This window comes from Streptosporangium pseudovulgare, from assembly GCF_014648055.1.
GTDB lineage: Bacteria > Actinomycetota > Actinomycetes > Streptosporangiales > Streptosporangiaceae > Streptosporangium > Streptosporangium pseudovulgare.
In genome coordinates this window covers 81,865-95,448 of record NZ_BMQJ01000003.1, presented here as the reverse complement: position 1 = coordinate 95,448, position 13,584 = coordinate 81,865, and the positions used below count along the sequence as shown (strand labels likewise).

8 protein-coding genes are annotated in these 13,584 nt (G+C 72.6%); 5 read left to right on the top strand and 3 right to left on the bottom strand.

Annotated elements, in window-relative coordinates:
• The first annotated feature begins 28 nt into the window (after positions 1-28).
• Positions 29-1,345 carry an ABC transporter substrate-binding protein gene (locus IEZ10_RS07780; RefSeq protein WP_189245813.1) on the top strand — a complete coding sequence of 439 codons (1,317 nt, stop codon included), beginning with the start codon at positions 29-31 and terminating at the stop codon, positions 1,343-1,345.
• A 55-nt stretch (positions 1,346-1,400) separates the two neighbouring features.
• On the top strand, positions 1,401-2,717 hold the full coding sequence (locus IEZ10_RS07775) for a pectate lyase family protein (RefSeq protein WP_189245812.1): 1,317 nt from the start codon (positions 1,401-1,403) through the stop codon (positions 2,715-2,717).
• A 65-nt stretch (positions 2,718-2,782) separates the two neighbouring features.
• Here IEZ10_RS07775 and IEZ10_RS07770 read toward each other — a convergent pair whose 3' ends face one another.
• Positions 2,783-4,252 carry an aldehyde dehydrogenase (NADP(+)) gene (locus tag IEZ10_RS07770; protein WP_229811053.1) on the bottom strand — a complete coding sequence of 490 codons (1,470 nt, stop codon included), beginning with the start codon at positions 4,250-4,252 and terminating at the stop codon, positions 2,783-2,785.
• Positions 4,253-4,556: 304 nt separating this feature from the next.
• Here IEZ10_RS07770 and IEZ10_RS07765 point away from each other — a divergent pair, with 304 nt between their 5' ends.
• The gene (locus tag IEZ10_RS07765; RefSeq protein WP_189245810.1) at positions 4,557-5,924 is read left to right on the top strand and encodes a CoA transferase; all 1,368 of its coding nucleotides are present in this window, start codon (positions 4,557-4,559) and stop codon (positions 5,922-5,924) included.
• Positions 5,925-6,063: 139 nt separating this feature from the next.
• On the opposite strand, the gene IEZ10_RS07760 is transcribed toward IEZ10_RS07765, so the two are convergent.
• Complete coding sequence (locus IEZ10_RS07760) at positions 6,064-10,383, bottom strand: CHAT domain-containing protein (protein WP_189245809.1); 4,320 nt, start codon at positions 10,381-10,383, stop codon at positions 6,064-6,066.
• A gap of 201 nt (positions 10,384-10,584) precedes the next feature.
• Between IEZ10_RS07760 and IEZ10_RS07755 the strand changes: the two genes are divergently transcribed.
• Positions 10,585-10,974, top strand: coding sequence for a hypothetical protein (locus tag IEZ10_RS07755; protein WP_189245808.1), 390 nt, complete (start codon positions 10,585-10,587; stop codon positions 10,972-10,974).
• Positions 10,971-11,927: a hypothetical protein gene (locus IEZ10_RS07750; RefSeq protein WP_189245807.1), complete on the top strand. Its 957-nt coding sequence runs from the start codon at positions 10,971-10,973 to the stop codon at positions 11,925-11,927. The genes IEZ10_RS07755 and IEZ10_RS07750 overlap by 4 nt, the downstream gene beginning before the upstream one ends.
• 59 nt (positions 11,928-11,986) lie before the next feature.
• Here the strand turns inward: IEZ10_RS07750 and IEZ10_RS07745 are convergent, their stop codons facing one another.
• Positions 11,987-13,576 (bottom strand): acyl-CoA synthetase, encoded by a 1,590-nt coding sequence (locus IEZ10_RS07745; RefSeq protein WP_189245806.1) that lies wholly within the window; start codon positions 13,574-13,576, stop codon positions 11,987-11,989.
• Positions 13,577-13,584: the final 8 nt, after the last annotated feature.

Here is a 13,584-nt window from a genome sequence, read left to right as displayed (position 1 = left end):
GGGGACAGACACTGAAAGGCAGGGAGCAATGACTGCACGCTCGAAGCGCCTGGCGATCCTCGCCACCGCGCTCATGCTCGGTTCCGGTCTGGCCGCGTGCGGAACGGACGACGCCACGTCCTCCGACGGCACCACCACGATCACCTTCTGGGACGACAACGGCGGCCCCGCCCGCACCCCGGTGTGGCAGCACATCATCGACGAGTTCCAGAAGGCGAACCCGAAGATCAAGGTGAAGTACGTCGGCATCCCGATCGCGCAGGTGCAGCAGAAGTACGACACCGCCATCGCGGGCGGCGGCCTGCCCGACGTCGGCGGCGTCACCACGGCGATGCTGGCCAGCCTCGTGGCGCAGAAGGCGCTCGACCCGCTGGACACCCGGATCTCCGGCGGGGCGCTGAACGGCAGGCTGAACGAGCAGGTGGTGAACACCGTCAAGGCGACCGTGCCCGACGGCAAGACCTACATGATGCCGATGTCCACCAACATGGGCGTCTTCTGGTACCGGACCGACTGGTTCAAGGAGGCCGGGCTGGAGGAGCCCACGTCCTGGGACGAGTTCTTCACCGCCACCGAGAAGCTGACCGACAAGTCCAAGAACCGCTACGGCTTCACCATCCGCGGCGGCGCGGGCTCGATCGCGCAGATGATGGAGGTGATCTACGGCCAGTCGGGCATCACCGAGATCTTCGACGCCTCCGGCAAGGCGACGGTCAACGACCCGAGGAACGTGGCCGCCCTGGAGAAGCTGGCCGGCCTCTACGACAAGGTCACCCCCCAGGCCGACATCAACAACGACTACGTGAAGATGGTCGCCCAGTTCGACGGCGGCACCGTCGCGGTCATGCAGCACAACCTCGGGTCGTACAACGACCACGTCAAAGCGCTCGGCAAGGACAAGGTGGCGGCCATGCCGGTGCCGAAGTCCGGCAGCGGCGTCCGGACGGTCGTGTCCAACCCGGTCGCCGGGATCGGCCTGTTCGCGAGCGGCAAGAACAAGGACGCCGCCTACAGGTTCGCCGAGTTCGCCGCCTCCAAGGCGATGAACAGCCACTGGTCCGAGAAGACCGGCGTGCTGCCGGCCAACACCGAGGTCAACGACGAGCCGTGGATCCAGGGTCTGCAGCACGTCTCCGCGGCGGTCAAGGTGCTCAACGACCCGGGCACCAAGGTCGTGCAGATGCCCTACTACCTGCCCGAGTTCAACGCGATCACCAAGACCGACGCGGAGCCGGAGTTCCAGAAGGTCCTGCAGGGCAGCCTGACCGCCAAGGAGTTCCTGGACACCCTCGCGGCCAAGCTGACCGAGGCGCAGGCCGCCTACAAGCAGCGCAACGGCGGCTGACCCGGCGTCGGGTCCCTCCCTCCCCCTCACCTGACCTGATCTGCGGAGGAACTTCATGAAACGAGCGACCACCTTCGCCGCCCTGCTGTCCCTGGCGGCCCTGGCCGCCCCGCCCGCGCTGGCGGCGGTCCCCGGCCCCGCCTCCCCGGCCACCGCGTCCGGCCACGGCCACGGCGCCGACCTCGGCCGGCAGACCCTTCCCGGAGGCGACGGCTGGGCCGCCGAGGGGACGGGCACCACCGGCGGCGCCGCCGCCCCCGCCGGGAACGTCCACACGGTCACCACCCGCGCCGGGCTGGCCGCCGCGCTCGCCTCGCCGGGACCGAGGATCATCTACGTCTCGGGGACCGTCGAGCCGGACAGGACCTGCGCCGACTACGTGACCGGCGGCTACTCCCTGGAGGCCTACCTCGCGGCCTACGATCCCGCGGTGTGGGGCCGGGACGCCGAGCCGTCCGGACCGCAGGAGGAGGCCCGCGCCGCCTCCGCGGCCCGGCAGACCGCGGACATCAAGCTCAAGGTCCCCTCCGACACCACCATCGTCGGCCTGGGCGGGAACGCCGTCATCCGCGGCGTCAACCTGCACGTCGACAAGGCCGACAACGTCATCATCCGCAACATCACCTTCGAGGACACCGCCGACTGCTTCCCGCAGTGGGACCCCACCGACGGCGACGAGGGCAACTGGAACTCCCTCTACGACAACATCTCGGTGACCGGTTCCACGCATGTGTGGGCCGACCACAACACCTTCACCGACGGCGACAACCCCGACTCCGGCCAGCCGCTGTACTTCGGGCGGCCCTACCAGGTCCACGACGGGCAGCTCGACATCACCTCGGGTTCGAACTACGTGACGGCGTCGTGGAACCGGTTCACCGACCACGACAAGACGATGCTGATCGGCTCGACCAACAACCCGGCCACCGACTCGGGCAAGCTCAAGGTCACCGTCCACCACAACCACTTCAGGAACACGCTCCAGCGGCTGCCCCGGGTCCGCTTCGGGCAGGTGCACGTCTACAACAACTACTACGAGGTGCCGAGCGACTCGGGCTTCGAGTACGCGCTGGGTGTGGGCGTCGGGTCTCAGATCTTCGCGGAGAACAACTTCTTCCGGCTCGGCCGCGCGGTGAACCCGGCGTCGCTGCTCCACGACTGGGGCGGAACCACCCTCACCGCCCGCGGCAACGTGCTGCGGGTCGGCGGCAAGGTCTCCCCGATCGACCTCGTCGCGGTCTACAACGCCGCCCACGACCCCGACCTCGGCTCCGACGCGGGCTGGACCCCGGCCCTGCACACCGGGATCGACCCGGCGGAGTCGGTCCGGCTGTCGGTGTCGCAGCGCGCGGGCGCGGGCCGCGTGCGCTGACCCGCTCGGGGAGCCGGGGCCCCGGTCCGCGTACGGCGGGCCGGGGCCCCGGCGCGTGCCGGGCGTCAGGCGGACAGGACGCCGTCGACGCGGCGCGGGACGCCGAGGGGGTTGTCGTCGCGCAGCTCGGGCGGGAGCAGCTCGGCCGGCCAGTCCTGGTAGGAGGTGGGCGTCAGCCAGCGGCGGATCGCGGCGGCGCCGACCGAGGTGTGGGCGGGGGCGGTGCTGGCGGGCCAGGGACCGCCGTGGTGCATCGCCCAGCTCACCGCGACCCCGGTGGGCCAGCCGTTCCAGATCAGCCGTCCGGCCTTCCCGAGCAGCACCTCGGCGACCTCGCGGGCCTCCGCCGGATCGTCCGCGTGGACGGTGGCGGTGAGCGCCCCGTCCAGCCGCTCCAGTACGGCGGGCAGCTCGGCGGGGTCGGCGTAGGTGACCACGATCGCGGCCGGGCCGAAGCACTCCTCGGCGATGCCGGGCAGGGCCTCGGCGAACGTCGCCAGGTCGGCGGTGAACACCTGGGGCGTCACCGCGAACGCGCCCTCGCCGGGCCGTCCCTGGGCGAGCGGGGTCAGCGCGTCCAGCCGCTCCAGCCCGTGCAGGAACCCGCCCCGCATCCGCTCGGTCAGCATCGGCCCGCCCGCGGTGGCGGCGACCGCCTCGGCGACGGACTTCAGCAGCTCGGCGTCGTCGGGCACGAACACCAGGCCCGGGTTGGTGCAGAACTGGCCGACGCCGAGGGTGAGCGAGGCGGCGAACCCCGCCGCGAGGCCCTTGCGGTGGTCCGGGGACAGGGCGGAGGGCAGGACGACCACCGGGTTGACGCTGCCCAGCTCGCCGTAGAACGGGATCGGGTCGGGCCGCTCGTCGATGAGCGCCTGGATGGCCTTGCCGCCGGGGATCGACCCGGTGAAACCGACCGCCACCACTTCGGGGTGCCGTGCCAGGGCCTTGCCGGCGTCCAGCCCCCGGACCAGGCCGAGAAGCGCGGGGTCGGGCAGGGCGCCCTGAATGATCCGGTGGGACAGCTCGGAGGTGCGGGGGTGCCCGTCGTGCGCCTTGACCACCACCGGGCAGCCGGCGGCCAGGGCCGAGGCGGTGTCGCCACCGGCGACCGAGAACGCGAAGGGGAAGTTGCTCGCCGCGAACACGCCGACCACTCCGGACAGTGGGTGGTTCATGCGGCGCAGGTCGGGGGTGGGCGGCTCGGCCTTGGCGTGGTCGATCACCGCCTCGACGTGGGCGCCGTCACGCAGGACCCGGGCGAAGAGCCGGAACTGCCCGGCGGCCCGGCCGACCTCACCGCGCAGCCGTACCTCACCGAGGGCGGTCTCCGCGTCGGCGGCCCGCCACAGTTCCTCGATGTTCGCCTCCAGCGCGGCGGCGACCGCTTCGAGCGCGGCGGCCCGGTCGGCGGTCCGCCAGGCGGGGGCGGCGGCGTGCGCGGCGCGGACGGCGGCGTCCACCTCCTCGTCGGAGGTGAGGGGGAAGGGGTCACCGAAGGACTCGCCGGTCCGGGGGTCGTATGAGTGGATCAACGCGGAGCAACCTTTCATCACCGTGAAGCGCCCCCGCGGGGGCACACGAGAACCACCTTCTTACGGTAAGCGCTTTCCGCAACAGAGGGTAATATTTTATAGAGAGGTTGTACGTCGCGGCTCGGGGGTTCAGACCCGGCGTCCTCCCTCGCCGTTCGCTCTCTCCTCAGTGGGAGTGCCGAATGCCGACCCGGCTCCTGCTGTTGACAGCGACCGGCGCGGTGGATTGGCTCAGCGTGAGACGCGCGCCCTGGGCCACAGTGGGCGTGTCGCTGGTGAGGGTGCCGAGGGGAGCCGATAGCGGGTGACGCACAGAAACGACGCAGCGACCGTCCACGCCTGGACCGCTCTCGAAGGGCCGGCGGAGCTGGCCGAGGAGGTGTCGTACGAAGGAGCGGGTGAGGTTCTGCCGGCCCGTCTACCCGTACGGGAGCTGGCCCGGGCGAGCGTGGGGGTGTGCTCGCTGGCGGCTGCGGAACTGCTGGCACGGCGCAATGCGGTGCCGGTACCGGCGGTACGGGTCCGGGAGGCGGCGGTGGCTACGGCGTTCGTCAGCGAACGGCACCTGCTCATCAACGGCCGAACCCCGGTGTCCTTCGCACCGCTTTCCGGCTTCTGGCGCGCGGCCGACGGCTGGGTGCGTACCCACGCCAACTACCCGCACCACCGCTCCCGGTTGCTCAACGCCCTGGGCATCGGCGATACGGGAGAAGACCGGGCGCTGGCCGAGTCACTCGCGGGCGAGTTGGCGGCACGCCCGGCCCGGTGGATCCAGGACACCGTCTACGAGGCCGGTGGCCTGGCCGTGGCCGTGGCCCCTCCTGGCGGGACGGTGCATCCGCTCGTCGAGACCCGGCCCACCGGGGAGAGTCGCCCGCGGGCTCTGACACCAGCGCGGCTGCCGGCCGCCGGTGTGCGAGTCCTGGACCTGACCCGGGTCATCGCCGGCCCCGTCGCCACGCGCACCCTGGCCCTCCTGGGCGCCGACGTGCTTCGCGTCGACTCCCCCAGGCTGCCGGAGAGCGCGGACGCCCACGCCGACACCGGGATGGGCAAGCGCTCGACACTGCTGAACCTGTCCGCCATCGACGACCGGCGCACCTTCGCCGACCTCCTCAGCTCGGCCGATGTCGTGGTCCTCGGCTACCGGCCCGGCGCGCTGGAGGCTCTGGGCCTCGACACGCTCCTTGCACGGCGTCCCGGCCTGATCATCGCCCAGTTGTGCGCCTGGGGCTGGTCGGGACCGTGGGCAGGGCGGCGCGGCTTTGACAGCCTGGTCCAGGCGGCGAGCGGTATCGCCGTGATCGAGGCCGGAGCCGACGGCCGTCCCGGTGTGCTGCCGGCGCAGGCGCTGGACCATGGAACGGGGTATCTGCTGGCCGCCGCGGTCCTGCGGGCGTTGAGCGACCGGCAGCTCACCGGCGGTGGACGGTGGCTGAGGTTCTCCCTTGCGGGTACCGCCTCCTGGTTACTGCACGACCTGCGTTCCGCGCCGGTCGAAGGCGACGGCTACGACTCAAGGCCCTGGCTGACGAAGGCCGCCTCGCCGTACGGGCCGCTCCGCCATGCCCTGCCCCCGGTCCACTACGAAGGTGCGCCCCGGACGTGGAACGCCCCGCCGACCCTGTGGGGTACGGATCTTCCCATATGGACGAGCCGTACCGGAGAGTAGGACGAGGGAGACGGAGATCGGGCACTCCAGCGCGGCGTTCACCATCCGGGTGAAGATCCCGCGCTTGCCCGGCACCGGGGCAAGCCGGCCGGTCGGCCGGTCGGACCGTTCCGCCGTACCGGTCCCGTGGAACGGTCTCTCAGTTTCCGGCGTGGATGTGCGCGGCCCACAGGGCGGGACTGGCGGGATAGTCCTCGCGAAGCCGGCGGACGGCGTCGTGCAGCGCGTGAGCGGCCCGATCCGTGCGCGGTGCGCTCCTGCCGCCCTCGGTGAGCCGGGTGTAGACGTCATCGGCCACCCGGACGGCGACGGTGTCGTCGATAGGCCACAGCGTGCCGATGACCCTGCGGTATCCGGCGAGCTGGAAGGCCGAGGTGATGTGCACGGCCTCGTCGGCGAGACGCTGGTTGCTCCTGGTGGTGCTGCACGCCGACAGATAGGCCAGTTCGGCCGCCGGAAGTCTCAAGCGTGAGATGTCAGGGACGGTGAGCGGTCTGGTGGCGTGGTCGTGCAGCAGCAGCCTGCTGGCGGCGGGGGTGTTCGGGTCGCTGACTCCGTGGCAGGAGAAGTGCGCGACACGGTGCCGCGGCAGCGCCTCCAGGACCGCGTCGTACGTGGCCTCCGAGCCGATGAGGATGCGACTGCCGGGCAGGAGTCCGCCCAGGCGGGCCGCCTCCGCGTCGGCACCCGGCAGCCGGTGGGCCTGCGGGGTCTCGGGCATCGCCACGACGAGTGCCCCCATCGGCTCGTCGCGGGCAGGCGAGAGGGGCGCCTGGTGTTCGCGGCGCGCATGGCGCAGAGCGCGGATCGTCGGGGTGTAGGAGGAAACGACACGGTCCAGGACCGTTCGTCGTGCCTCCGACCCCAAGTCACCGTGGTGGCCGGCGGCGTGCAGGGGCAGGAAGGCCATGTCGCCGACGGGGCACCACCAAAGGCGCGGCAAGGTCTTCTCCCGCCCGAAACCGCCGGTGAACCCGAGTTCCGACATGATGGGCTCGGCGACCGCGTCCCAGAGCCGGCCGAGAACGGCGAGGATCTCCCGCTGCCCTCGCAGCCGCTCCCTCATGGATCCGCCGCCGGAGGTCACGGCGTCCACGGCATCGGTGAAACGAACGACCTGCTCGGTCACCAGGTCGCCGTTGAGAGCCGGCAGTTCCACGGTCCGCACGGGTCGCTCCGCGTCGTCCATGAGGATCAGCGCGTCACATCGGTGCTCTCCCGCGCTCACCACCACCACCGGTCCGTCGGCGGCCTGCCGTCGCAGTTCGTCGACGGACGGCGCGAGCAGGAATCTTTCGAAGCCCGGCACTCCACGCACCCGCTCCAGCAGTTCGTCCCACTTCAGTGCGAGCCGTCCGCGTCGTTCGGCGAGCCGCCGGGCCGCCTCGTACGGGGGCGTCCCGGCGGCCGCGGCGCCTGCCCGCGTGCTCATGGCCCCCGCTCCCGGCGGCCCCGTGTCCGGCTCATCGGCGTCGACGTGGTCGACGACGTCCAGCTCATCGCGGAGGCGGGTGAACTCGGCCGCGAGCTCCGGCTCCCGCACCCGTAGGTCGTTGAGGTCACCACGGGCGTCCATCGCCTCACCCAGCAGCACTCCGCGCACCTGTTCCAGCAGCTCCACCGCGCGTGCCGGCCGCCCCGCCAGGAGAGCGGCGGACGCCGCCTCCGCGGCCAGCCCGTTCACCCTGCCGAGACCGTTCTCGCGGTCCATTCGCGCGAGCCGTCGCGGCGCCATCCGCGGCAGCAGAGCGATCGCCTCCTCGTACGCGGCGAGCGCGGCGGCGCCGTCACCCGCCGCGGTCTCCACCGCCCCCAGCCCCCGGTTCGCCCGGATCCGCTGGATGACCGGTGCGACCGCGGACCGTGACGCCTCGGCGAAGACACGCCGGGCCTCGGCGAGCGCGGCCTCGTCCCCCTCGTTCTGGAACCGCGCTCGCAGCGCATGTCCGAGGGTGGTGAGATACATGGTGCGGTGGAGGTGGTCGGCGGGGGCGGCGCGGGCCACGCCACGTGCCGTCTCGATGGTCTCGGCCAGCACGGCCGGATCCCTGGACTGCAGATACGAAACCCACAGTGCGACGCTGAGATTGTTGAGAGCGGCAAGACGAAGCGGATGACCGTACGGGGCGGCCTCGGCGACCTGCCGGTGGATCCGTACCGCCTCCTCGGCTGCGGAGGCGTTCTCCGTACGGAAGAACGACTGGTGCAGGGCCAGCCCGAGGTTGTTCAGGTATACGACGCGGTCGGGGTGATCCGGCGGTGCGGCCGCGACGGCCTCCCTGGACGTCCGTATCGCCTCCTCCAGTACGGCGAGGTCCTCGGTCCGCTCGAACATGTGCCGCAGCAGAAGTCCCAGGGTGTTCAACCAGACGGGACGGCCGGGTGCGTTGGGCGCCGAGGCCGCGAGGGCTTCCCGAACGGCCCACACCGCCTCGTCCAGCACCCCGGCGTCACCGGCCTGCCTGATCAGACGATGCAGGGCCAGCCCGAGGGTGCCCAGATAGAGGGGGCGGTGGGGATCGCCGGGTGAGACGGCCGCCACCGTCTCCCGGGCGGACCGCACCGCCTCCTCCAGCGCTCCCACGTTACCGGTCCGCTCGTACAGGCGCGACAGTCCGATCGCCAGGTTGTTCATGGCGACCGCGTATATGCCCGCGCCCGGGCCGGAGGCCGCGATGGCCTCCCGGAACGCCCGCACCGCCTCCTCCAGCGGGGCCGGCTCCTCCGCGCGCCCGGCCAGCAGGGCGCTCCCCAGGTTGTCGAGGTATCCGGCCCGTGCGGGATCGTCGGGCGGGGTCAGCGCCACCACCCGGCGGGATGTCCGGACCGCCTCGGCCAGGGTTTCCGGGTCTCCGGTCCGCTCAGCCGAGCGGCGCAGGGCGGTGCCCAGGACGCTGAGTGCCATGACGTACCCGGCGGCATCGGGGTCAGCGGTCGCCGCCGTCTCCCGGGACAGCCGCACGGCCTCGGCGAGCGCGGCCGGGTCGCCGGTCGCCATGAACGTCGCCTGCAGGACGGTGGAGAGGTTGACCCGGTGGACGGCGTAGTCCGGGTCGGAGCGCGGGGTGGCCGCCACCGCCGCGCGTCCCGACCGAGCCGCCTCGGTGAGTGCGCCGATGTCACCGGTCCGTTGGAAGAGGCGCGTCAGAACGCCCGCCAGACGGTCCTGGACGCTCGGGCCGTCGGGGTCTTCGAGGGGGGTCGCCGCCACGACGTCCCGCGCCACCTTGACGGCCTCGGCCAGTACGGGGAGGTCCTCGGTCCTCTCGGCCAACTCCCGCAGTACGACCCCGTGGGCCCGCAGGTACGGGGCATGGGCCGGATGATCCGGCGGGGTGGCCGCCGCCGCCTCCCGGATGAACCGTTCGGCTTCCGCCAGCGTGGCGAGATCACCGGTCTGCCCGAACAGCCTCCACAGGGCGGCCCCCAGGTTATGGGCGTACGCGCCCCGGTGGAGATGACCGGCGGGGGCCGACTCCAGCGCGGCGCGGCCCACCCGCACCGCCTCGGTCAGCGTGTCCGCGTCACCGGTGCGCACGGCCGCCACCCGCAGGAACAGCCCGAGGTTGTTGAGATGGTCGGCGTGACGGGGATCGCGGGGGCCACCCACCGTCACCGCCTCCCGGAGCACCCGGACCGCCTCCTCCAGGGCCTCCGGCTCCGTCGCCCGTCCGGAGGCCAGTGTGCCGAGGGCCAATCCGAAATTGGACAGCATCATGGCCCGATCAGGGTGGTCGAGCGGAGCGGTCGTGACGGCCTCGCGTCCCAGCCGTACCGCCTCGTCCAGCGTCTCCGCGTCGCCGGTGTGCTCGAACAGCATCCGCAGGGCGTAGCCGAGGTTGTTCAGGCGCATCACGTGTTCGGGGTCCTGAGCGTCACCGAGGGCCATCGCCTCCCGGTTCACCCGCACCGACTCCTCCAGCGCTCCCGGCTCGTGGGTCCGCTCGAACAGCGTCATGAGGGTCAGCCCGAGGATGAACAGGATCCCGGCCCGGTTCGGATGCCCGGACGGGGCCGCCGCGGCGGCCCCGCGTCCCGACCGCACCGCCTCGGCGAGCACCCGCATGTCGCCGGTCCGATCGGCCAGTGCCCGCAGGACGTTGCCGAGGGCGGCCACCCGGTCGGCGTGCTCGGGTTCGCGGGGGTCACCGGCCGCCACCGCTTCCTGACACACCCGTGCCACTGCGGCCAGCGTCGGCATGTCGCCGGTCCGGTCGAACAGGGCTCCCAGCAGATTCCCCAGGAAGGAGAGTGCCTCGGCGCGGTGTGGGTGGCCGGGCGGAAGGCTCTCCACGCACTGGCGCGCCGAACCGGCCGCCCGGCGCAGGGCGTCCAGGTCTCCCGTGCGCGTGTAGTCGTCCACCTCGGTGAGAGCCCGCCGGTACCAGGCGTCCGGTGCTCCGGACCCGGGAGAGGACTGGGCGCCCGGCCCGGCGTTCTCCTGTGCGGGGAAGTCCATGGCACCTCCGGCAGCGCGTCCCTCGCCCACGACGACGCGGACGTCTCTCCGACCGGAGAACGGCGCCGGCCGTCAGTGGACCGACGACGGACCGTCTCATCCGGGTTCCACCGTTCCGGACTCACTCTGATCATGATTATCTGGTCAGGCAACCCCTTTGGGGAGGCACGGTGCCGGGTGCGGTGTGAGAGGTGCGGGGCTGTGGACGAGGCGGCCGAGCGGATCAGGCGATTGTGCACCGCGATGGAGGACGGCGAGTTCCACGCTCTGGCCGACGAGGCGGGGGCCGGTGACGTGGTGGCGCGGCTCCTCACCGCGGTCAGGGGGGCGGGCGGTGCCCCCTCCGCTCTCGTGAAGGATCTGGACGCCTTGGACGAGGCCATGGCGACGCTCGGGGTCGGCCCGGTGACCCGGCCGGAACGCGCCTACCGGGCGCTGCCCGGAACCGGCGGCGGACATCCGGTGGTACACGCCTGGACCTGCCCGGCCGCCGTGCCGTGCGACCGTGTCGAGGTCGCCGCCCGGGACGCCGGGCCACCGCGCTGCGCGGTGACGGACCGACCCCTCACATCGGTCCAGGTCCGGACGTGACCGGATTCCTCGATGAGCTGGGGAAGAAGCTCGCCGAACGCTGGTTCACCCTGCTCGTCCTCCCCGGGCTGGTCTACCTGATCTTCGTGGCCGGTGCCGTGACGCTCGGCCACTCGCACGCCTTCGACCCCGCCGTGCTCCGTGACGCGACGGACCGGCTGGCGGCCCGGCCCGCCGCCTCCGCTCCGGGGACCGTCGTCCTCGGCGCGACCGCCGTTCTGGCCGCCGCCGCGGCGGCGGGGCTCGCCGCCGGTGCGCTGGGCCGGTTGGCCGAGCGCGCGTGGTCGTTCCCCGGCCACCGCCGGCCCGCCCGCCTCCTGGCCGAACGCCGCCGCCGCCGCTGGCGCGAGGCCGACGCGCGTGTTCATCGGATGGTCGTCGCCGCCGTCCGCGCCCAGGCGTCCAGGCCGGCCGCGGGGCCCGCGAAAGAGGCCCCGGCCGCCGTGGGACCCGCGGAGGAGGCCGCGGAGGGCCTCGCGGAGGCGATCTCCGCCCGGAACGACATCGCTCTGTGTCTCCCCCGGCACCCCACCTGGATCGGGGACCGGCTGTACGCCATGGACCGGCGCGTCCACGACGCCTACGACCTCGACCTCACCGGCGCATGGCCGCGCCTGTGGCTCGTCATCCCCGACACGGCCCGTGCGGAGCTCACCGCCGCCCGCGACGCCCACGCTGCCGCCGCCCGCCTGGCCGGCTGGGCGGTCCTCTATCTCTCCGTGGCGGCGGTGTGGTGGCCCGCCGTCCTCGTCGCCATGATCGTCGGTGCCACCGCCTGGGCCCGCGCCCGCGCCACCACCGCCTCCCTCGCCGACCTCGTCGAGGCTTCCGTCGACCTCTACGGCCGCGACCTCGCCGTCCAGCTCGGCCTCCCCGGTGACGGCCCCATGTCCCGGGAGACCGGCCTGGCCATCACCTCCGCCCTCCGCAAGGACCCTGAGACGGCGAGTTGATGGCGACGCTGCGCGTCGCGGCTCGGGGCTGTGTTGATGGCGACGCTGCGCGTCGCGGCTCAGGGTGACGCTGCGGACCGGGCGGTTTCGCGGGCCCAGCGGTAGTCGGCCTTGCCCGCCGGGGAGCGGACCATCTTCTCGACGAAGGCGAAGGTGCGCGGCACCTTGTAGCCGGAGAGCCGGGTACGGCAGTGCGCGGTCAGCGCCTCGGCCGATGGGGCCGCGCCCGGCCGCGGCTCGACCACGGCGGCGACGCGCTCACCCCACCGCTCGTCGGGGACTCCGGCGACCACCGCGTCGAAGACCTCCGGGTGCCCCTTGAGGACCGCCTCGACCTCCTCCGGGAAGACCTTCTCGCCGCCGGTGTTGATGCAGGCCGACCCCCGGCCGAAGATCGTCATGGTGCCGTCCTCCTCGACCGTGGCGATGTCGCCGGTGAGCAGCCAGCGGGTGCCCGCCCGGTCGGTGACGAAGGTGCGGCGCGTCTTGTCCTCGTCGCGGTAGTAGCCGAACGCGATCCGGCCGCTCTTGGCGACCGTGCCGAGCCGGCCCGAACCGGGTTCGACCGGCTCCAGCTTCTCGTCGAGCACGGCCAGGCCGGAGCCGTCGTTGGCGCGGAACCGCTGCCCCGACTCCGGTGAGGAGCCGGGCACGGCGGAGGCGGTGTAGCCGGACTCGCTGGAGCCGAAGCTTTCAATGATCATCCGGTCCGGCAGCAGCTCGGCCAGCCGGTCGCGGACGGCCCCGCTCAGGATGGCGCCGGTGGAGCTGACCCCGAACAGCGACGACAGGTCGTGACCGCCCCTGGCGATCTCCTCGGCCAGCGGACGGGCCATCGCGTCGCCGGTGATGTTGATCGACACGACACGTTCCCGGTCGATGGCCCGCAGCACCTCGGCCGGGTCGAACCGGCGGACGTAGACCATGGTGCCGCCCAGCCACCAGGTGATGAAGGTGGCCATCTGGGCCGCGCCGTGCATCAGCGGAGCCGCCGTCATCATGCTGAACGGCCGGCCCGCCGTGGCCGCCTCGACGACCGCGCGCGGCGTGGCGCGCGGCTCGCCGTACGGGTTGCCGCCGCCGAAGGCGAAGAACAGGTCCTCGCACCGCCACATCACGCCCTTGGGCATGCCGGTGGTGCCGCCGGTGTAGATGATGTAGACGTCGTCGCCCGACCGCTCGGGGAAGCCGCGGCCGGCCGGCCGCCCGGCCAGTGCCGCCTCGTACGGCACCGCCGCCCCGAGCGAGGACGGGCCGCCCGCCACGATCAGGTGCCCGAGCCGCTCGGCCCGCGGCGCCACGGCCGACACCCGCCCGTCGAACTCCGCGTCGAACAGCAGGGCCACGATGTCGGAGTCGCGGTAGAGGTGCAGCAGCTCCTCCTCGACGTAGCGGTGGTTGACGTTGACCGGCACGGCCCGGATCTTCAGCGCGGCCAGCAGGCCCACGACGTACTCGATCCCGTTGCGGAGCTGGATGCCGACGTGCTGCCCGGCCCGCACGCCCACCTCCCGGAGGTGGTGGGCCAGCCGGTTGGCCTCGGCGTCCAGCCCGGCGTAGGTCATCCGGTCGTCGCCGCAGACGACGGCGACCCGGTCCCCGATCGCGTCCGCGAGGCCCTCGAACAGATCCGCGTGGTTGAACTCCATTCGGTCCT

Coding starts and splice junctions, on each gene's coding strand:
- IEZ10_RS07760 (WP_189245809.1), bottom strand. CDS start 10,383: ATGGACTTCCCCGCACAGGAGAACGCCGGGCCGGGCGCCCAGTCCTCT.
- IEZ10_RS07745 (WP_189245806.1), bottom strand. CDS start 13,576: ATGGAGTTCAACCACGCGGATCTGTTCGAGGGCCTCGCGGACGCGATC.
- IEZ10_RS07775 (WP_189245812.1), top strand. CDS start 1,401: ATGAAACGAGCGACCACCTTCGCCGCCCTGCTGTCCCTGGCGGCCCTG.
- IEZ10_RS07780 (WP_189245813.1), top strand. CDS start 29: ATGACTGCACGCTCGAAGCGCCTGGCGATCCTCGCCACCGCGCTCATG.